This window comes from Caulobacter hibisci (assembly GCF_016135805.1).
Lineage (GTDB): Bacteria > Pseudomonadota > Alphaproteobacteria > Caulobacterales > Caulobacteraceae > Caulobacter > Caulobacter hibisci.
In genome coordinates this window covers 193,616-211,889 of record NZ_JADWOX010000006.1, presented here as the reverse complement: position 1 = coordinate 211,889, position 18,274 = coordinate 193,616, and the positions used below count along the sequence as shown (strand labels likewise).

Below are 18,274 nucleotides of genomic sequence, written 5' to 3'. Positions count from 1 at the left end.
TCATTCAACGACCGCTCATGCGCGGGGCAGCCGAATCCAGTCGAGGCGAAGACTGGACGGGGGCGAGGAGACGTCAGCCTTACCCATGGTCTTGGTCGCCGCCGCCAGGCGCCTGCGCGCGGTAGGCAAACCGCGATCGCTTCGCTAGCGTTCAGGCTCAGGTTGAGACTGCGCGATGACCCAAGACCCAAACTGGCGGATCGATCATACCGGCATCGGTGTCGCTGACATTCGCGCCGCCGCCCGGTTCTATGACGCAACCCTGGCGACCCTTGGCCTTCGTCCCCTGATGCGGATCACGCGAAGCTTTGGGGCCGCGACCAGCGCGGACGATCCGGATCTGGCCGGCGTCGGCTATGGCGCGGATTACCCGATCTTCTGGATCGACCTTTTCCACCCCTTGGGCGTGAAGCAACACACGGCGTTTCGGGCGCGCATCCGCGACGAGGTGCAGGCTTTCCATGCAACAGCCTTGGCCGTGGGCGGCCGCGACAACGGCGCGCCCGGGCCTCGAACGGGCGGTTACCCCTCGGGCTATTTCGCGGCTTTCGTGCTGGATCCCGATGGCAACAATATCGAGGCGGTTTTCCGCGAACCTTGACCGCCGTCAGCCATGGCTTGGTTGTTTTAGCGGGCCTCAACCCCTATTTGTGGGGCTAGCTATCAGGTCGCTCCGGCGACCGGGCTGGCGCTTTCAGCGAATCCAGTCAGGCGCCCGTCGATAACCTGGCGCCACGACGCAAACCCATAATGGGATGCGGTCGTGGCCTGATTGCGAGCCCGCTCGACGTCACATGCCACGCCGCTTCCGACCGGAGACGCAGCGCATGATCGGCAAGGCCGTCAGGACGACGACATCAGCGTTCAAGACCTTCATCGCCCACGAGGCCTCGGGCGGCTATCTGCTCATGGCCAGCGCGGCCCTGGCCCTGGTCGTGGCCAACTCGCCGCTGGCCGACGCCTATTTCAAGGGCCTGGGATTCCACCTCGGCTTCACGCTGGGGCCCGTGCATCTGGACGAAAGCGTCCTGCATTGGATCAACGACGGCCTGATGGCGCTGTTCTTCCTGCTCGTCGGGCTGGAGATCAAGCGCGAGGTCCTGGGCGGCCAGCTCTCGCGCCCGGCGGATGTGCTGCTGCCGGGAGCGGCGGCCCTGAGCGGCGTCGCCGTTCCGGCGCTGATCTATCTGGCTTTCAACCTGGGTCACCCCGCCAGCGTCGCGGGCTGGGCCATCCCTTCGGCCACCGACATCGCCTTCGCCCTGGGCGTGCTCGCGCTGATGGGGCCGCGCGTGCCAGCTTCGCTGAAGGTTTTCCTGACCGCCATCGCCATCATGGACGATCTGGCGGCCATCGTGATTATCGCCCTGTTCTACACCGAGCAACTGCACCTGATGGCCCTGGCCGGGGCGGGCGCGGTGCTGCTCGTCCTGATCGCCCTGAACCGACTGAAGGTGATGAGCCTGTGGCCCTATCTGCTGCTGGGCGTGGTCCTGTGGTTCCTGGTGCTGGAGTCGGGGATCCACGCCACCCTGGCCGGCGTCGCCCTGGCGCTGACCATCCCGCTGCGCGCCGGCGACCACTCGCCGCTTCATCGACTGGAGCACGCCCTGCACAAGCCCGTGGCGTTCAGCGTCACGCCGATCTTCGGATTCGCCAACGCGGGCCTGTCGTTCGCGGGGATCGGTCTGGCGGCCCTGCTTGATCCCATCCCTCTGGGCGTGGCCCTGGGCCTCTTCGTCGGCAAGCAGTTGGGCGTGTTCGGCGTCGCCTTCGGCCTGATCCGGATGGGCTGGGCGCGGCTGCCGCGCGGCGCTTCCCTGGGACAGCTCTACGGCGTGGCGGTGTTGTGCGGCGTCGGCTTCACCATGAGCCTGTTCATCGGCGGCCTGGCCTTCCGTGATCCGCACCTGATCGACGAGACCAAGATTGGGGTGCTGGTCGGCTCGCTGTTGTCGGCCCTGCTGGGCATGGCGATCCTCGGCGGCGCGGGGCGAAAGACGCCGGACGTCGAGGCGTCCGCCTGAAGCGATCCCAGCGTTGCTGTGGAACTCGCGCCGCCCCCTGAACGGATAGCCGCCTGCGCCGTTGTCTGCGCGACGCAGCGCATCTGCGACCGGGGGAGGAGCGAAGCTTGACGCTGCAACAGGGACTGTCGTTCGGCCTGATCGGCGCCACAGTCTTGCTCTTCATCTGGGGACGTTGGCGCTATGACCTCATCGCGCTGGGCGCCCTGGCCGTGGGGGTGGTGTTTGGGCTGATCCCGATCAAGTCGGCGTTCGATGGCTTTTCCAACGACATCGTCATCATCATCGCCAGCGCCCTGGTGCTGAGCGCGGCGATCTCGCGCTCGGGCCTGGTCGACACGCTGATGGCGCCGCTATTGCCCCACCTGAAGGACGAACGCACCCAGGTACCGGTGCTGTCGACCGCCACGACCGTGCTGTCGATGATGACCAAGAACGTCGGGGCCCTGGCCCTGATGATGCCCTCGGCTCTGCGCATAGCCCGCAACACCGGCGTATCTCCAAGCCGTCTGCTGATGCCGATGTCCTTCGGCTCCCTGGTCGGCGGCCTGGCGCTGCTGGTGGGCACCTCGCCCAACATCATCGTCTCCGAAGTGCGGCAGGAAGCTCTTGGCAAGCCATTCCGGATGTTCGACTTCATGCCGGTGGGCGGCACGCTGGCGGTGATGGCGATCGTCTATTTGGCGTTCGCCTATCGCCTGCTGCCCAAGGCGAGGACGGCGGCCATCGACATCGACGCGGCCCTGGCGGCCAACGCCTATGTCACGGAGGTGGAGGTTCCCAAGGGCTGGAGTTTCGAGCGCTCGCGGGTCGCCGACCTGCAAAAGGCGGCCGGGGAAGCGGTTGTGGTCGTGGCCCTGTTGCGCAGCCGCAAGCGGATCTCCTCACCGCATCCCAATCGCAAGCTGCTGCCCGGTGACGTGCTGTTATTGGAAGGCCAGCAACAGGCGCTCAGCGAACTGATCGTCAAGGCCAGGCTGAAGCTCAACGACGCCGACCGGCCCGTTGTGATGGACGAGCCGACCGACGAGGTGCGGGTGGTCGAGGCCGTGATCGGCGCTGAATCCGACCTGATCGGCCAGACGGCCAAGAGCCTCCCCCTCAACGACACCTATGGCGTCAACCTGCTGGGCGTCAGCCGCGCTGGCTACCGCATGGCCGGTCGTCTGGCCACGGTGCGAATGAAGGCCGGCGACATCCTGGTGCTGCAGGGCGCGGAACAACTTCTGCCGACCGCGCTGCAGGCCCTTGGCTGCCTGCCGCTGGCCGAGCGGGAGGTGCGGTTGGGCGGCTTTCGCCATGCGTTGCTGCCGACGGCCATCCTGGCGGTGGCCATGCTGCTGGTGGCGTTTGGCGTCCTGCCGGTGGCCGGCGGGTTCTTCGCCGCCGCCGTGTTGGTGGTCGTGACCGGCGCCCTCCGCATGCGCGAGGCCTATGCGGCGCTGGATGCCCCGGTGTTGGTGCTGGTGGCCGCCCTGATACCGGTCAGCGACACCATCCAGGCCAGCGGCGGCACCGACCTGATCGCCAGTTGGCTATCGGGCGCGTTCCACGGCATGCCGCCGCTGTTGACCCTGACGGCGATGATGGCCGTGGCCATGGCCGCCACGCCGTTCCTGAACAACGCCGCCACAGTGCTTATCGTCGCGCCCATCGGCCTGGGTCTGGCCAAGCATTTGGGCTTGAGCCCGGATCCTTTCCTGATGGCCGTGGCGGTTGGGGCGGGGTGCGATTTCCTCACGCCGGTCGGTCACCAGTGCAACACCCTGGTCCTGGGCCCGGGCGGCTATCGGTTCGGCGATTATGCCAGGTTGGGTGCGCCGCTGACCGTGCTGATCCTGCTGGTGGCGCCAAGCCTCATCGCCGTGGTCTGGCCGTTCGCTGGACGGTGATGCAGCATGACATGAGGCAAGCTTGGCCATCCGCGTTGAATGTCTGGAAGCTGGAAAGCATCCAAGACAGCCTCCGGCGCCCGAACGCAGAAAACGGGCGTAGAATGCCGGGGAGGGACACTGGCACGCTGGAGGCGTGACATGGCTCAGCTCGACCTTTTTCTTTCACCCAAGCAACCCTGGAACCATCGCCGGCTCATCGGTCCTAAGCCGCCTTTCAAACCCAAGCATGTTTGGGGGATCAGGCAGCAACTGAAAACCACCGGGCGTGTTCGGGACCTCGCGTTATTCAACTGTGCGATCGATGCCAAGCTTCGAGGATGCGACCTGGTTAAGCTGCGAATTTGCGATGTCGCCCCAGGTGGCTCGCTACGCGCCCGCGCCACGATTATCCAACAGAAGACGGGCCAGCCCGTGCCGTTCGAGATCACCGAGCCAACGCGAGATTCTCTGGCGGTCTGGCTGCAACGCCGCGGCCGCCGAACGGACGACTGGCTCTTCCCAAGCCGGTCACGGCCTGGCGAGCACATCACGACCCGTCAATATGCTCGGCTCGTAAATCACTGGGTGGCGATGATTGACCTGGAGCCCTGCGCCTACGGCACGCACAGCCTGCGCCGAACGAAGGTGGCGCTGATTTACAAGAAAACGGGCAACCTCCGAGCGTGTCAGTTGCTACTCGGCCATCGGAAGCTGGAAAGCACCGTGCGCTATCTTGGGATCGAGGTGGATGACGCGCTGGAGATGTCAGAGCAGATCGACCTTTGACGTCGCTTCACGGCTTGGGTGCGGCGGACTTTTGCTATGACGACTCCCGAGCCCTTCCCAGGAAATAGTCTTTCAGCGCGTCCCGCCGATCTGCGGGGCTGAGATGCCGTGCTTCAAGCTCGGCGGCGAACTGATCTGCCCGCGGACATCTGGCTAGGCCTGCGATGTCATTGTTGATGCTCATCTGCTCACGGCGCCAAGCAATGTCGGCGGGGTGTGACGATACCCAGCGACCCATGGCGTACTCCGTGCGCTGACCCAAGCATATCATCGAACGTCGTGTTTCTGGAGCAGTTCGGGAGTCCGCTCATGGCGCTGCATTGACCAACGCATCGGCCTGCCGCAGTTAGTTGGGGATCGAGCAGCGAAGACTAGGCTTCTCCGAGGATCTCGCGTACCCGCGTGGCTAGGAGTTCCATGGCGAACGGCTTGGTGATCATCGCCATGCCGGGCTCCAGGAAGCCCGAGGCAAGGGCTGCGTTCTCGGCGTAGCCGGTCATGAACAGCACGCGCAGCTCGGGACGCAACTGACGCCCGGCGTCGGCGATCTGTCGCCCGTTGAGCCCGGGCAGGCCCATGTCGGTGATCATCAGGTCGATCCGGCGCTTGGATTGCAAGATCTCCAGGCCCTGGTTACCGTCGGCGGCCTCGATCGCTGCATAGCCCAGGTCGCTGAGCACCTCGACGATCAGTCCGCGCACCACCGGTTCGTCCTCCACGACCAGCACCGTCTCGCCGGCATGGGCCTGGTGGTCGTGCGACAGTTCCGGAAGCGCGTGGTCGTCCTCGGTCGGCCCACGGAAACGCGGGAGGTAAAGCTTGAACGTCGTGCCCTTGCCCACCTCGCTGTAGATCTTGGCGTAGCCCTCCGACTGGCGGGCAAAGCCGTAGATCATCGACAGGCCCAGGCCCGTGCCCTGACCGATCGGCTTGGTGGTGAAGAACGGCTCGAAGGCCCGCGTGATGGTCGCCTCGTCCATGCCCACGCCGGTGTCGGTGACGCAGATGCAGACATATTGCCCGGGCGCGACCTCGCGCTGGCGCGCCGCGTACTGGCTGTCCAGATGCGCGTTGCAGGTTTCGATGGTCAGCTTGCCGCCGTCGGGCATCGCGTCACGGGCGTTGATGGCCAGGTTGAGCAGGGCGCTCTCCAACTGGTTGGGATCGCACAGCGTCGTCCACAATCCGCCGGCCAAGACCAGTTCCAAATGCACCCGTTCGCCCAATGTACGGCGCAGGAGATCCTCCATCGAGGCGACCAGCGGATTGGCCCGCACGGGGCGCGGGTCGAGCGGCTGGCGGCGCGAAAAGGCCAGCAGGCGGTGGGTCAAGGCTGAGGCGCGATTGGCCGAGTTCATCGCGCCGGTGACGAAGCGGTCCAGCTCGGCCATCCGGCCCTGGGCGATGCGCTTTTGAACCAGGTCCAGGCTGCCGGTGATGCCCTGCAGCAGGTTGTTGAAGTCGTGGGCGATGCCGCCGGTCAACTGACCCACCGCCTCCATCTTCTGGCTCTGGCGCAGGGCGTCCTCGACCGCCCGTTGCTCGGTGACGTCGCGGCCAAAGCCGTAGATGGTGTCGCCCTCGCCGGCAAAGGTCCAGACGATGTGTCGACGCTCGCCATCCTGGGCGTCCAGGGTGATCTGTTCGTCACGCACGCGCTCTCCACGCGCGAGGCGCTCCAGGATCGCCTGGCCGGCGTCGCGGTCCTCCGCCGACAGGAAGTAACCGAGCGTGCGCCCCAGCGTCTCTTCGGTGCTCCAGCCCAGTACATGCGTCCAGGCCGGATTGATCGCGGCGATGACGCCGTCCTGGCCGGCGACGATCTTGAGCACCGGCGACAGGGTCCAGATCCGCTCCTGGTCGCGCGCGGCGGCCCGCTCCTTGGTGATGTCGCGTCCGACGGCATGGATACGCCCAGCCTCGGGCACGGCGGTCCATTCGAGCAGGCGATAGCCGCCGGCCTTGGTGCGGTAGCGGTTCTCAAAGGCCAGGGTCGTGCGGCCTGTCGAGAGCTTCTCCAGCTCCGCCGTCGTGGTCTCCAGGTCCGCCGGATGGATGAAATCGGTCAGCGGCTTGCCGACGAATTCCTCGAGGTCCCAGCCGAGCAGACGGGTGACCGAAGGGTTGGCCGTGGTGACCATGCCCTCGAAATCGCAGACCAGCATCAAGTCCTGCGACATCGTCCACATGCGGTCACGATCACGCGTGCTTTGCGCCTCGGCCAGCTTCTGGTCGTGGATGTCGGTGTTGGTCCCCACCCAACGAATAACCGCCTCATCGGCGTCGCGCAGCGGCACCGCGCGGCTCAGATGCCAGCGATAGCGGCCTTCGCGGTCGCGGATGCGAAACTCAGCCTCATAGGTCTCGCCCGACGCGACCGCCCGGCTCCAGCGCTCGGCGGTCGCCGCCAGGTCCTCGGGGTGGACAAGCTGCGACCAGCCGCTGCCCAGCAACTGCTCGGTGGTCGAGCCGGTGTCGTCCAGCACCCGGGCGTTGAACCAGTCCAAGTCCCCGGACGGCGTCGCCGTCCACACCTGGTTGGGCAGGGCCTGGGTCAGGGCCCGAAACTGCGCCTCGCTTTGTTCGAGCGCTCTCTGCTCGGCGCGACGCTCGGTGACGTCCTGCACCACGCCGACGAGCCGGACGGGCAGGCCGTCGGCGTCGCGCTCATATTCGCCGCGCCGCGCGATGATCCGTTCACGGCCGTCATCGGCGCGATGGATGCGGTATTCCACGTCGAGCGCGGCCTGGCCGCTTGCCCGGCGGGCCGCGTCGGAGATCGTCAGGCGATCTTCCGGCGCGACCAAGCGCTGAATGTCCTCTGGCGGGGCGACCTCGACCTGGGGCAGACCAAACAGCCGGTAGAACTCCGGGGTGCCGCGCAGCTGGTTTTGGCGGATGTCGATAGTGAACAGGCCCACGCCGCCGGCCTCCTGGGCGCGCCGCAGCTGCGCCTCGGACTCGCCCAGCACGCGGCGCGCCAGGACCTTCTGGGTGGTTTCGATGACGATGGCGATCACGCCGACCGGACGGCCCGCCTCATCGAGGATCGGCGAGTAGTCCAGATCCATCCAGACCTGTTCGGGCGCGCCGCTGCGGTGCAGGGTCAGTTCCTGGTCCTGGAAGCTGAGATTGCCGCCGGCCAGACCCACGCGCATGACGTTGTCGTTGAAGTCGGCCACCTCGTCCCAGCCCTCGCGGACCTTGGAGCCGAGGAGCTGCGGGTGTCGCCCGCCGGCGAAGACCGAATAGGCGTCGTTATAGATCATCAGGCCGTCCTCGCCCCAAAGGGTGACGATGGGCACGTGGCAGCGCAGGATCAGGCTGGTGACGGTCTTCAGATGAGCGGGCCAGGCGTCGAGCGGACCAAGCGCGGTGGCGCTCCAATCGTGGGCCGCGATCAGGCGCGCCATTTCGCTGTCGCCCGCCAGGAAGGACGGTCCCGGTTCGCGTAGATCCACGCCGAACGACATTGCTTTCAAATCCCCAGGCGCCGCGTGCGGTGAAGCTTATGGACGGCGCCTGACTTCAACGCCAAGCCGCCCGATCGGTTCGGTCGTCTGCAGCGATCTGTCGGAAAAGCGACATGACAGCCACGGTCGGGCGCCGGCTCGACAGATTGGACGAACCTGATAAGGGCCCAGGCGTTGCGCATTGGGAAGGCGCAGCCAAGCTTGTCGGAGACGGCCCGTTGAGTCCAGAAGATCACGATCGCAACCCCCGGCGCGACGTCGAGGGCGGGGGGCAAAGCAGCGGCGTTCCGGCCGCCGGCACGCTGGACAGCGGCGCGCCCGAGCCCTTGGGATCACGCGGCCTTCGTCACTGGCGCGAGAGCACGATCACAGAGCCAGGCCTCGAAAGCCGCGGCAACGTGTTCTTCGCGGCGGTCGAGATGACCCGCATGCCGATGATCCTCACCGACCCCAATGTGCCGGACAACCCGATCGTCTTCGCCAACAAGGCCTTTCTAGATCTGACGGGGTATGAGGAAGCCGAGGTGGTCGGCCGCAACTGCCGCTTCCTGCAAGGGGCGATGACGGATCGCGAGGCCGTGGCCGAGATGCGTCAGAGCATCGCCAAGGCCGAGGCGGTCGCGTTGGAGATCATCAACTACAAGCGGGACGGAACGCCATTCTGGAACGCGGTGTTCATCGGCCCGGTCTATGACACGTCCGGCAAGCTGCTTTACTTCTTCGCCAGCCAGCTCGATGTCAGCCGGCGTCGCAACAGCGAGCAGGCCCAGCGCCAGTCGCAGAAGATGGAAGCCATCGGCCAGCTGACCGCGGGCCTGGCCCACGACTTCAACAACCTGTTGCAGGTGGTCAACGGCAATCTGGAGCTGCTGGCCTCGCGTCCCCCGGACGAGCGCAGCGTCCGCTATGTCGAGGCGGCGCGCTCGGCGGCCGAGCGCGGAGCCAAGCTGACTCGCCAGCTGCTGGCCTTCGCCCGCAAGACCCGGCTGGAGCCGCAGGCCGTCGACATCTCGGCCCTGATCACCGAGTTTGGCGAGATCATCGAGAGCACCCTCGGCTCGCAGGTCGAGCTTCAGCTGAGCCTGCGTCGCAGGCTTCCGGCGGTGATGCTGGACGCCGACAATTTCGAGATGGCGCTGCTCAACATCGTCATCAACGCCCGCGACGCCATGCCCAAGGGCGGGCTGGTGACAATCACCACCTCGGCGCTGCATCTCAACGGCGACGCGGAGGCGCGCAACCTGCCCAGCGGCGACTATGTCGCCGTCGAAGTCCGCGACGAGGGGGAGGGCATGCCCGCCTATGTCGTCGAGCGGGCCACCGAGCCGTTCTTCACCACCAAGGGCGTGGGCAAGGGCACGGGGCTGGGCCTGGCCATGGCCCACGGCTTTGTTCAACAGTCGCGGGGCCGCCTGGAGATCGACAGCGCGCCGGGGCAGGGCGCCACCATCCGCATGTTGTTCCCGGTCGCTCGCGATGTGGCCAAGATCCCGCCGGCGGCCTCGGACCCCGCCCTGACAACGTCGACCGCCGCGACGCCCGTCAGCGCGCGCATCCTGGTGGTGGAGGACAATCTGGAGGTCCTCGAACTGGCCCGCGAAATCCTCACGGGCGTCGGCTATCAGGTGACCACCGCGACGTCCGGAGATGAAGGCCTTGCGGTGTTCGAGGCCTCGCCGCGGGCGTTCGATCTACTGTTCAGCGACCTTGTCATGCCCGGTGGCATGAACGGCATCAGCCTGGCGGCGGAGATTCAGCGGCGTCGACCGGAACTGCCCGTGCTCCTGACCACCGGCTACAATGAGGAGCTGGTCATCGACGGGCCCTCCCGCCCGGCGATGGACGTGATCGGCAAACCCTATCGGCGAACCGAACTGATCGATCGGGTGCGCCAGGCGCTGGAGCGGCGCGGCCAGGACAAGCCGCGCCGCAACGCCTCGGAGTTCGGCGCGGCCGAGGCTTAGGCGTGGTGTATGTCTCCGGCGGGGGCCAGCCGGCTCGGATCGACGTTCGCCAAGCAACAAAACCGGGATCGTGCGGGTTAGTCGAGAAGCCGACAAATCCGCCAGCCTTTGGACGGTGGATCGCCGGTCCGGGGCAAATGGAATGTCGGGCGATGAAACCACAATCGTGGCGGGCGAAGACGCCGCGCCGCTGATCATACTCGTCGTTGAGGACGAGGTGCTTGTTCGCATGCTGGCTTGCGACATCTTGATGGAGGGCGGCCATCACGCGATCGAGGCCGTCGACGCCCAAGAGGCGCTTATCCTTCTGGAAGCCCGCCCTGACATCGCGGTGATGTTTACCGATGTCGATATGCCTGGCGAGATCAACGGCCTTGGTCTGGCGCGCTTGGCGGCCCTCCGATCTCCGCGACTGCCGATCATCGTCACCACCGGCGCGGCGGCGGTGGCCCCCGGCGACTTGCCGTCCAGCGCCCGGTTCCTGGCCAAGCCGTATTCGCCGTCTGTCTTGCTCGCGATGATCCAGGAGGTGACCACGACGGGGGAGGCTCTCCGTGCCGTTGAGGAGTAAGGCCAGTTTTCGGCCCAGCTTCAGGCCATCAGCCGTGGCGGCGCCAGCGCAAGCTGCTCATCCATCACGCAACTGAAGGATACCGGATCAAAGGGCTTTTCGATCGCCATATCCGCGCCAAGACCCACCGCCCAATCCAGGGCGTCCTTTCGACTTAGGAAGCGTGATCCGGCGCTCATGGCGATAATCCGCGTATTTGGCCAGCGGCGTCTTATCGCCATGATGGTTTCGATACCGTCGCAATTGGGCATGATCATATCGACGAGCGCGATGCGGAACGGCTGCTTCTCGAATTGCGCGACCGCCTCCAAGCCGTCGGCGGCTTCGACGGCGTCCAGGCCGCTACCTTGAACAAGAACGCTGACGAGCTCTCGGATGAACGCGTCGTCGTAAGCCACCAGAACACGCATCATCGGCCTCCCGGAAGACTTGTTATTTTCAAGAACGCTATACTGAAGCGCGAAGTTCGCTCATGGCGCCGGTTGTCGCAGGCCGTGAAAATTGTGAAGCTTACGACCCGATCCCCTGTTGAGTCGGCGAAACTGAATGGGCGCGAGACGCGTGCACCAGCCGGCCAACGCTACGTGTCCGGAGTAGCGTTCAAGTCCGCTGCTAGACTTTGCGCAGGAGCGCCGAACGTGTCGCTAAGCCGGCTTGCGGCCAAACTGCTGGCGCAGTCCATCCTTGGCAGCGTTGAGCACCTGCTTGCGCTCGGCCGAGAGGTTGTCGCCCGCGCGGTTGATGTAGAAGGTGAGCATCGACATCGCCGACTGCAACGGCGTGCCCTTGCGCCGGTGGCTCTGCTCGGCCGAACGCTTGAGGGAGGCGGCGATTTCGGCCGGATCGTCCTGCTCGAAGATATGGGCCTTCATGTCGAGCGCGTCACTCGTCTCGGTGACCTTGGCCGACCATTCATGGTCGTCAGCGAGCTTAGGCATGACCAATCCCCTTCTCTGTGCGCCAATGGCTCTTCCTCCCGCTCACCTCTGTTTAGGACCGGACTTGAAGGTGTCGCCTACGTCCGCAGAGGCGCCGCCATCCGGCCCAGCCTTGGCTTGTGACCGCTTGCCCGTTCGCTGGACCGCTTTCCTCCCGCCCAGGGCCGTGAAGTCGCCCGGGGCCTCGGCCGCGTTGGCCTTTCGGCCTTCGGCGTTCTGATCGGATATGAGTTGTCTCCGTTCTAGGGAACCTGCGCCTCGGCAAAGGCGTGGTGTTAGGCCTGGGCGTGCGACCCGACTGGCAAGATCGCATCGCCTTGCGGCATCCACTCACCCGCCAATTGTCGCCTTAGATCCAAAACCCGCACCCGCGCGCCGCCGGGAAGCTTTGCGGCTAGCCGCCTGGCTTCTCGTTCGGCCTGTCGGCCCGTTTCGAAAAACAGAACTTCACCGGTATCGCAGAGCTTGACCGACCAGCCCCCTTCAAATGGGGAGACCTCGAAAACGCAGGTCATCATCGCCTCCGATTTCGCCGCGTCGATGGCGAAGGCTCACCACGTACGGACGTGCGATCAAGATCGTGGACGGAAAGAGGGCCGCTCGAGAGCGGCCCTCCGAAGGCTCAGCGTTCAGCGCCGCCGTCGCCGGTGCGGTCCGGACGTATGTCGCCGTTACCGCCGGTGACACCGCCGTCATTCAGACCATCCTGGCCCGGCCCTTCGACGCCTTCATTGGGGCGACGCTCACGATCGGCCTGCTGGTTTTGCTGGCCCGGCTGGGCCTGCTGGGGGTTCCGGTCTTGCTGCTGGGGCTGGCGCGTCTCGCCCTGCTGGTTCTGCTGGCCGGCCTGCTGGCGCTGGGCGTCATTGGGCTGTTGCTGCAGGCCTTGATTGTCGCGGTTGTCGCTCATGGTCGTCTGCTTCCCATCATCGTGTTGGCCGCGCCGATGGCGTGGCGAGAGGCAAACGATGGACATCCGCGGCCTGTTCCTGTCGGAAATGCGACATCCGAACTGGAGCTAAACCACTGACTTTGCTGTGGGAACGGGGTGGGGCGGCGGGAATTTTGTGGTGTTGGACCACCTCTCTCAACGGAGACGCCAAATGCCACGCGGCGACAAATCCAAGTACACCGACAAGCAGGAACGCAAGGCCGACCACATCGCCGAGGGCTATGAGGCCAAGGGCGTTTCGGAGCAGGAAGCCGAGCGCCGGGCCTGGGCCACGGTCAACAAGGACGACGGCGGCGGCAAGAAGGAGGGCGGCTCCGGACGCGGCAAGTCCACGGGTCATCCGGCGGCGCATAAGGGCGGCAAGGCGGGGGGCGAAGCCTCGGCCCACCGTAGCGCCGCCGACCTGTCGGCCTCGGCCAAGAAAGCGGCCGCGACGCGCAAGCGAAACGCCGAGCATCACGCCCATCACTAGGCGTTTGGCGCCTTAAGCCGCGCCGAAATCCCCGAAGCGGCTCCTGGCTTTACCGCTGCCGGCGCCGAGCGGAACCGACGCTCGCCGGACCGGATTTCCGAAGACTTGATCCCCAGACGCCCATCAAGGAGCTCCCCCCGATGCCCGATCAAACCCTGGCCGGCCGCAAGGTCGCCGTGCTCGCTACCGACGGTTTCGAGCAGTCGGAACTGGAAAAGCCGGTCGAGGCCCTGAAGGCCGCCGGCGCGCAGGTCGAGGTCGTCTCGCCCAAGGGCGGGAAGATCCAGGGCTGGGAGCACCACGACAAGGGCCGCACCGTGCCTGTCGATCGCGAACTTTCGGCCGCCAAGCCCGAGGACTACGACTCCATCGTCCTGCCGGGCGGAGTGATGAACCCCGACGCCCTGCGGCTGGAGCCCAAGGCTATCGACTTCATCAAACATTTCGTGACGACGAAGAAGCCGATCGCCGCGATCTGTCATGGGCCCTGGACGCTAATCAACGCCGGCGCCGTCGAGGGCAAGGAGATGACCTCGTGGCCGTCGCTGGAAGCCGACCTTAAGAACGCCGGCGCCAACTGGATCGACCAAGAGGTGGTGGTCGACGACGGGCTCGTCACCTCGCGCAAGCCCGACGATCTGCCGGCGTTTTGCGCCAAGATGGTCGAGGAGTTCGCCGAAGGTCGCCATTAGGCGCATGGCTCGGGCGACCCTTGCGAGATGGGAGGCCGCGCTTGTGGCGCGGCCTCAGCTTTCGTGTTGGGGGACCGGGGCGACCAACCTCCTGGTGATCAGGGGCCGAAGGGCGGCGAACGAAGACCAGGGCGCGCGAACCTTCTTGCACCAGGGCCTGGCCCACCGTGCGTTCGAGCGCCGGTTCGAGCTGGCCGACTATGTCGTGGTCAAGGAGGCCGTCCATGACCATGGCGTCTTGTCGATCGATCTGGTCCGCGAAGTCCCCGAGGCCTTGAAGCCCAAGCAGATCGCGATCGGGGTCGGCGCGCGCCAGCAGGCGCTGGAGCTCAAGCCGGCCAAGACGCGCAAGGCCGCGTAAGGAGCTGGCCATGCGCACGCATACCCATGCGAACGACCGGGCTCGGCCATGGCCCGTTCGGCCGGCGGTCGGCTTCCTCCACCCCTTGGAGGTGCTGAAGGATCAGGATCTCGATCTCGCCGAAAAGCGCGAAATCCTGGCGGCCTGGGCTTCCGACGCCAGCGCGGTCGAGCATCGGCCTAGTCAGAGATGGCTCCTGGGAACGCCCGGGCCTGTGCCGCTCAGCGAGGTCCTGTCCGCGCTGCGCCGCCTGGACCGCGACATGTTCTCTTGAGTTGGGGCGGGCGGCCGGCCAGCGGAGGGCCGGCCGCCACTTCGTTCCCCTCGCTGTTTTGCATAATGACCATGCCTTGTTTCATCTTTGTCGAGCCGTCGAGCGACGGCTGGATCGTTCGCGGCGACTTTCGCGGCGGTCCCCTCCAGTTCCCCACCGGCGCGCGCGCAGAGCAGGCCGCGCGTGACTTGGCCCATCGCCTGGCGGACGCCGGCGAGCCCGTGGTCTTGGAAATCCGGCTGCGCGATGGCGCGCGCGCCGGCCGGTTCCTGTTTCCACCTCACGGGACGCAGACCGAGGCGGCGTTGGCGCTGCGCGCTTAGCTAGGCCGCCAGCGATCCCGCCGTCGCCCGCATTCGCCTCAAGGCAGCGGATAGGTCCGCAACCGCCAGGGCGAAAGGTGACCCATGGCGGAGCGATCTCTGAACCTCGGTCCATTGCCCGCGATTGATCTGGTCGGCCACCAAATCTGCCTGCTGGTGGAAGGCGCGATGGCTTTCCAGCAAGCCCAGGAAGGTATGGTTGCCGGCCCAACGCCGGGCGCCCTCGCCGTGAATCCAGCAACCGAGGGGGCAATGTCGATCCGATCGCAAGGCGGCGGGATCGACGGGGCGGCGCTCGTGAAGCGCGGCGACGAGCGCTTCGCGCATGTGGTGATGGTGGTGCGTGTGTTCCTGAAAATCCATGACCAAACCTCACGGCTTAATCCAATGCCTGGGTTCTCGCGCAGGATGGTTTCCGATCGGTTTTTCGCCGCAACGCTATCCACAGTTTTGGTGGTCTGCGGTGGCCGGCATGTGATGGCGCTGGCTTGCCCGCGGCTCGGCGGTTGGATCGGGCTTCCGGGCGCGTTGGCTTGATGAAGATTGCCGATCACCTGGCAAGCATGTTCCGTTGCGTGGCTAGGCGAAGGTCGCCTCGCTGCCGGAGCTGAAAATGCGCGCCAGACATGGTCGTCAGAGCTGGAAGAGGATCGGCTCCATCGCCGTCCTCGCTGCGTTGACTTGGGCCCCGGCACATGCTGGGACGCCCACGGCCTTCGCGCCGCTCCAACGCGCCGACCTCGTCCTCTACCGTGGCGCCACGCTTATTGACGGGACCGGCGCGCCCGCGCGGCCGCGCATGGACGTGCTGGTCGCTGGCGAGCGCATCCTCAGCGTCTTTCCCGACGCGGCGCGGCCGGCCGAGGCCGCCAAGGCCAAGGTCGTCGATCTGCATGGCCAATACTTGATGCCCGGCCTGATCGATTCCCACGTGCACTTGGCCACACCGCCGAACCGGCGCCAAGCCGAGGCGATGCTGCGCCGGGATCTCTATGGCGGGGTCACCGCGGTTCGCGACATGGCCGACGACCTTCGCGCCCTCGGCGACATCGCGCGAGCCAGTCGGGTGGGCGAGATCGCCGGGCCTGACGTCTACTATGCCGCGTTGATGGCCGGGCCCGACTTCTTCACCGACCCGCGCACCGCCCACACCTCGGCCGGCGGCGTTCCCGGGCAAGTCCCATGGATGCAGGCGGTCACCGACCAGACCGACCTGCCGCTGGCCGTTGCTCGCGCCGCGGGGACGTCGGCCACGGCGATCAAGCTCTATGCGGATCTTGATCCCAATCTGGCCGGCCGGATCACGACGGAGGCGCATCGGCAGCACCTGTTGGTCTGGTCGCACGCCACGCTATACCCGGCCAAACCCTCCGAGGTCGTGGCCGCCGGCGTGGACGCGATCTCGCACGCCTGCCTGCTGGTCCGCGAACCCGACCCGGATGTTCCCCGGTGGTCGCGGCCGCGACACCCCGTCGATCTCGCCGCGTTCCGGGCCGGCGACAACCCCGCGCTGGCGCGCCTCTTCGCGGTGATGGCAAAGCGCGGCGTCATTCTCGACGCCACGGTCTGGACCTATGGCGCCGCGCCGCCGACTGGGGCCAGCAGCACGCCGCCGCTGACGCCAGGCGGTTGTGACGACATCGTGGGCGGCGCGATCACCGGCCAGGCCTATCGGGCCGGCGTGCAGATCTCGGCTGGCACCGACAATGTCGCGCCTTGGACGGAGCCTTGGCCGGACCTGTTCCACGAGCTGTCGGAACTGGTCGATCGCGCCGGCATGCCGCCCGCTGCCGCGCTCCGCTCGGCGACCCTGGTGGGCGCGCGAGCGGCGGGGCAAGAGCGTGACATGGGCAGCCTGGAGCCTGGCAAGCTGGCCAACATGGTCGTGCTGTCGAAGAACCCGCTGTCGTCGATCGACAACCTGAAGACCGTGGTGATGACGGTGAAGCGCGGGCGGGTGTTCATGGGCGACGACTTCGTCCCACTGCGGGAAGAGGACATCACCGACTTCTGAGGGCTTCGCTCCAATGAGTCGCTCGGGCGCGTTCATCGGCGGCAGAGCGCGGCTCCGAAGGTCATGTTTCTGGCGCGCTCCGCGCGTCCGCTGTTAGCGCGACCGGCCGACAACGCGGACCCTAGGACCGGCAGCGAAGGGTGGAAGTCGGTGGCGCACGCCCGACATCGGACCTGGATATGAACCGTCGCCGAGTTCCTGCTTCCACCCTAGCCAGTCGCTAAGGCGTCGAAGCCGTACGGGCGAGGCGTCAATAAGGTCGTCTTCTGCGCGCGATCTTGTGTCCGCTCATAGCGCCGTCCGATAAGTGAGCAACAGGCGCGCGCGCGGGACGTTGAGGCACTTCCACATAAGGAGGCGCCCGTGAAAGAGCGGCAAGACGACAATCCCAAACCGCCGGAAGAGGTGCGCGATCGCATCTGGGAGTTGGCCGGTAAGATCGATATCTGCATGTTCACGACCTGGGACGGCAGCGAGCAGCAGAGCCGGCCGCTTTCCGCCCGTGTTCGCCAGGAAGAGCATGCCATCTATTTTCTGGTGGATGAGAGCGGCGAAAAGAACGCCCAGCTCGAGCAATATCCCAATGTGTCTTGCGCGTGGGCCGACAACGGCAACTACAAGTATGTGCTCGTCTCCGGCGACGCCCGGGTGACCAACGACCGCGCCAAGATCACCGAGCTCTGGACGAAGGCCGACGAAGCCTGGTGGGATGACGCCACCGACCCGACGATCCGACTGCTGACGGTCACGCCTCGGCGCGGCGAGTTGTGGGACAGCCCAGGCAAGGCGGTGGCCCTGGTGAAAATGGTGGCTGCTGTCGTGACCGGCGGCGCCCCGGAAATGGGCGACAACGCCAAGGTCGATCTCTGACCATTGGAAGAGCGCCGTGCTTCACAACGCGGCGCTCTTACATCCTTCGGCACCCGCCGCAGACCACCGGTCGAAATCCCACGAACCCACCGCTCGCAATGCAGCTCATTGCCATAGCAATTACTGCCATAATGGGCCGACGTCCGGTTTTCCCGGTATAGCCGGGAGCGCAGGGATCGGCCTGCGACGAAGGGTGGGTGGAATGCTCAATGGCGAACATCTTAAGGGGAGGGCTTCTGGCGATGGCCGTCCTGCTCAGTTGCGCAGAAGCCGCGATGGCTGATCCGGCTGGCCGGGTCACCGGCATTGGCGGGGTGTTCGTCAAAAGCAAAGATCCCAAGGTCCTGGCGAACTGGTATCGCGACGTCCTGGGGCTAGAGGTCGCCGCCTGGGGCGGGGCTGCTCTGCCCTACGACGCCCCCGGGCATCCGCCCAAGATCTCCTGGATGGCGTTCCCAGAACAAAGCGATCACATGGCGCCTTCGCCGCGCGACTTCATGATCAATTTCGCCGTGGACGACATGGACGCAATGCTCATGCGGCTTCACGCGAAAGACGTTCCGATTTTGGCTCGGGATGACGACAACGCGTTCGGCCGGTTCATATGGTTGCAAGATCCTGATGGAACCAAGATCGAGTTGTGGCAGCCGAAATGAGCGCAACGGCTCCCGACATCGTCGCCG

General features: G+C 66.0%; 19 protein-coding genes. 16 read left to right on the top strand and 3 right to left on the bottom strand.

From position 1 onward, the window contains the following. Positions 1–175 precede the first annotated feature (175 nt). The 4 genes from I4Q42_RS11250 to I4Q42_RS11235 all read left to right on the top strand — a co-directional run bounded on the left by I4Q42_RS11250 (position 176) and on the right by I4Q42_RS11235 (position 4,687). On the top strand, positions 176–601 hold the full coding sequence (locus I4Q42_RS11250; RefSeq protein WP_198576163.1) for a VOC family protein: 426 nt from the start codon (positions 176–178) through the stop codon (positions 599–601). A 226-nt stretch (positions 602–827) separates the two neighbouring features. After that, positions 828–2,027, top strand: a complete 1,200-nt coding sequence (nhaA, locus tag I4Q42_RS11245; RefSeq protein WP_198576162.1) for a Na+/H+ antiporter NhaA — start codon at positions 828–830, stop codon at positions 2,025–2,027. 107 nt (positions 2,028–2,134) lie between these two features. Then, the gene (locus tag I4Q42_RS11240; protein WP_198576161.1) at positions 2,135–3,919 is read left to right on the top strand and encodes an SLC13 family permease; all 1,785 of its coding nucleotides are present in this window, start codon (positions 2,135–2,137) and stop codon (positions 3,917–3,919) included. Between the two features lie 141 nt (positions 3,920–4,060). Then, complete coding sequence (locus I4Q42_RS11235; RefSeq protein WP_198576160.1) at positions 4,061–4,687, top strand: site-specific integrase; 627 nt, start codon at positions 4,061–4,063, stop codon at positions 4,685–4,687. A gap of 371 nt (positions 4,688–5,058) precedes the next feature. On the opposite strand, the gene I4Q42_RS11230 is transcribed toward I4Q42_RS11235, so the two are convergent. After that, the gene (locus tag I4Q42_RS11230; RefSeq protein ID WP_198576159.1) at positions 5,059–8,160 is read right to left on the bottom strand and encodes a PAS domain S-box protein; all 3,102 of its coding nucleotides are present in this window, start codon (positions 8,158–8,160) and stop codon (positions 5,059–5,061) included. Positions 8,161–8,378: 218 nt separating this feature from the next. Here I4Q42_RS11230 and I4Q42_RS11225 point away from each other — a divergent pair, with 218 nt between their 5' ends. Both I4Q42_RS11225 and I4Q42_RS11220 read left to right on the top strand, forming a co-directional pair. After that, entirely contained in the window at positions 8,379–10,124 is a 1,746-nt protein-coding gene (locus tag I4Q42_RS11225) for a histidine kinase famiy protein (protein ID WP_232793043.1), read from the top strand. Between the two features lie 142 nt (positions 10,125–10,266). Further along, the gene (locus I4Q42_RS11220; protein WP_198576157.1) at positions 10,267–10,695 is read left to right on the top strand and encodes a response regulator; all 429 of its coding nucleotides are present in this window, start codon (positions 10,267–10,269) and stop codon (positions 10,693–10,695) included. Between the two features lie 20 nt (positions 10,696–10,715). On the opposite strand, the gene I4Q42_RS11215 is transcribed toward I4Q42_RS11220, so the two are convergent. Together I4Q42_RS11215 and I4Q42_RS11210 are read right to left on the bottom strand one after the other, a co-directional pair. After that, positions 10,716–11,105, bottom strand: a complete 390-nt coding sequence (locus tag I4Q42_RS11215) for a response regulator (protein WP_198576156.1) — start codon at positions 11,103–11,105, stop codon at positions 10,716–10,718. A gap of 234 nt (positions 11,106–11,339) precedes the next feature. Further along, on the bottom strand, positions 11,340–11,633 hold the full coding sequence (locus I4Q42_RS11210; protein WP_198576155.1) for a DUF3175 domain-containing protein: 294 nt from the start codon (positions 11,631–11,633) through the stop codon (positions 11,340–11,342). Between the two features lie 580 nt (positions 11,634–12,213). On the opposite strand from I4Q42_RS11210, the gene I4Q42_RS11205 reads away from it, so the two are divergent. The 10 genes from I4Q42_RS11205 to I4Q42_RS11160 all read left to right on the top strand — a co-directional run bounded on the left by I4Q42_RS11205 (position 12,214) and on the right by I4Q42_RS11160 (position 18,247). Beyond that, the gene (locus I4Q42_RS11205) at positions 12,214–12,663 is read left to right on the top strand and encodes a hypothetical protein (RefSeq protein ID WP_198576154.1); all 450 of its coding nucleotides are present in this window, start codon (positions 12,214–12,216) and stop codon (positions 12,661–12,663) included. Positions 12,664–12,736: 73 nt separating this feature from the next. Further along, a complete protein-coding gene (locus I4Q42_RS11200; protein WP_198576153.1) occupies positions 12,737–13,057 on the top strand; it encodes a plasmid stabilization protein in 321 nt (106 codons plus the stop codon). 140 nt (positions 13,058–13,197) lie between these two features. Continuing rightward, complete coding sequence (locus I4Q42_RS11195) at positions 13,198–13,749, top strand: type 1 glutamine amidotransferase domain-containing protein (protein WP_198576152.1); 552 nt, start codon at positions 13,198–13,200, stop codon at positions 13,747–13,749. Between the two features lie 4 nt (positions 13,750–13,753). After that, positions 13,754–14,110, top strand: a complete 357-nt coding sequence (locus I4Q42_RS26000) for an Hsp20 family protein (protein ID WP_198576151.1) — start codon at positions 13,754–13,756, stop codon at positions 14,108–14,110. A 10-nt stretch (positions 14,111–14,120) separates the two neighbouring features. Then, the gene (locus tag I4Q42_RS11185) at positions 14,121–14,384 is read left to right on the top strand and encodes a hypothetical protein (protein WP_198576150.1); all 264 of its coding nucleotides are present in this window, start codon (positions 14,121–14,123) and stop codon (positions 14,382–14,384) included. A 65-nt stretch (positions 14,385–14,449) separates the two neighbouring features. Further along, positions 14,450–14,707 (top strand): DUF2188 domain-containing protein, encoded by a 258-nt coding sequence (locus I4Q42_RS11180; RefSeq protein ID WP_232793042.1) that lies wholly within the window; start codon positions 14,450–14,452, stop codon positions 14,705–14,707. Positions 14,708–14,791: 84 nt separating this feature from the next. Next, positions 14,792–15,244 carry a hypothetical protein gene (locus tag I4Q42_RS11175; RefSeq protein ID WP_198576149.1) on the top strand — a complete coding sequence of 151 codons (453 nt, stop codon included), beginning with the start codon at positions 14,792–14,794 and terminating at the stop codon, positions 15,242–15,244. A gap of 76 nt (positions 15,245–15,320) precedes the next feature. Beyond that, on the top strand, positions 15,321–16,721 hold the full coding sequence (locus I4Q42_RS11170; protein WP_198576148.1) for an amidohydrolase family protein: 1,401 nt from the start codon (positions 15,321–15,323) through the stop codon (positions 16,719–16,721). Positions 16,722–17,084: 363 nt separating this feature from the next. Next, entirely contained in the window at positions 17,085–17,591 is a 507-nt protein-coding gene (locus tag I4Q42_RS11165) for a pyridoxamine 5'-phosphate oxidase family protein (protein WP_198576147.1), read from the top strand. A 242-nt stretch (positions 17,592–17,833) separates the two neighbouring features. Continuing rightward, positions 17,834–18,247 (top strand): VOC family protein, encoded by a 414-nt coding sequence (locus I4Q42_RS11160; protein ID WP_232793041.1) that lies wholly within the window; start codon positions 17,834–17,836, stop codon positions 18,245–18,247. The last annotated feature ends 27 nt before the right edge of the window (positions 18,248–18,274 follow it).

Bases quoted from the DNA above. Each gene is read 5' to 3' on its own strand.
- I4Q42_RS11250 (WP_198576163.1), top strand. From the start codon at position 176: ATGACCCAAGACCCAAACTGGCGGATCGATCATACCGGCATCGGTGTC.
- nhaA (WP_198576162.1), top strand. From the start codon at position 828: ATGATCGGCAAGGCCGTCAGGACGACGACATCAGCGTTCAAGACCTTC.
- I4Q42_RS11235 (WP_198576160.1), top strand. From the start codon at position 4,061: ATGGCTCAGCTCGACCTTTTTCTTTCACCCAAGCAACCCTGGAACCAT.
- I4Q42_RS11230 (WP_198576159.1), bottom strand. From the start codon at position 8,160: ATGTCGTTCGGCGTGGATCTACGCGAACCGGGACCGTCCTTCCTGGCG.
- I4Q42_RS11220 (WP_198576157.1), top strand. From the start codon at position 10,267: ATGTCGGGCGATGAAACCACAATCGTGGCGGGCGAAGACGCCGCGCCG.
- I4Q42_RS11215 (WP_198576156.1), bottom strand. From the start codon at position 11,105: ATGCGTGTTCTGGTGGCTTACGACGACGCGTTCATCCGAGAGCTCGTC.
- I4Q42_RS11210 (WP_198576155.1), bottom strand. From the start codon at position 11,633: ATGCCTAAGCTCGCTGACGACCATGAATGGTCGGCCAAGGTCACCGAG.
- I4Q42_RS11200 (WP_198576153.1), top strand. From the start codon at position 12,737: ATGCCACGCGGCGACAAATCCAAGTACACCGACAAGCAGGAACGCAAG.
- I4Q42_RS11195 (WP_198576152.1), top strand. From the start codon at position 13,198: ATGCCCGATCAAACCCTGGCCGGCCGCAAGGTCGCCGTGCTCGCTACC.
- I4Q42_RS26000 (WP_198576151.1), top strand. From the start codon at position 13,754: ATGGCTCGGGCGACCCTTGCGAGATGGGAGGCCGCGCTTGTGGCGCGG.
- I4Q42_RS11185 (WP_198576150.1), top strand. From the start codon at position 14,121: ATGCGCACGCATACCCATGCGAACGACCGGGCTCGGCCATGGCCCGTT.
- I4Q42_RS11180 (WP_232793042.1), top strand. From the start codon at position 14,450: ATGACCATGCCTTGTTTCATCTTTGTCGAGCCGTCGAGCGACGGCTGG.
- I4Q42_RS11175 (WP_198576149.1), top strand. From the start codon at position 14,792: ATGGCGGAGCGATCTCTGAACCTCGGTCCATTGCCCGCGATTGATCTG.
- I4Q42_RS11170 (WP_198576148.1), top strand. From the start codon at position 15,321: ATGCGCGCCAGACATGGTCGTCAGAGCTGGAAGAGGATCGGCTCCATC.
- I4Q42_RS11160 (WP_232793041.1), top strand. From the start codon at position 17,834: ATGGCCGTCCTGCTCAGTTGCGCAGAAGCCGCGATGGCTGATCCGGCT.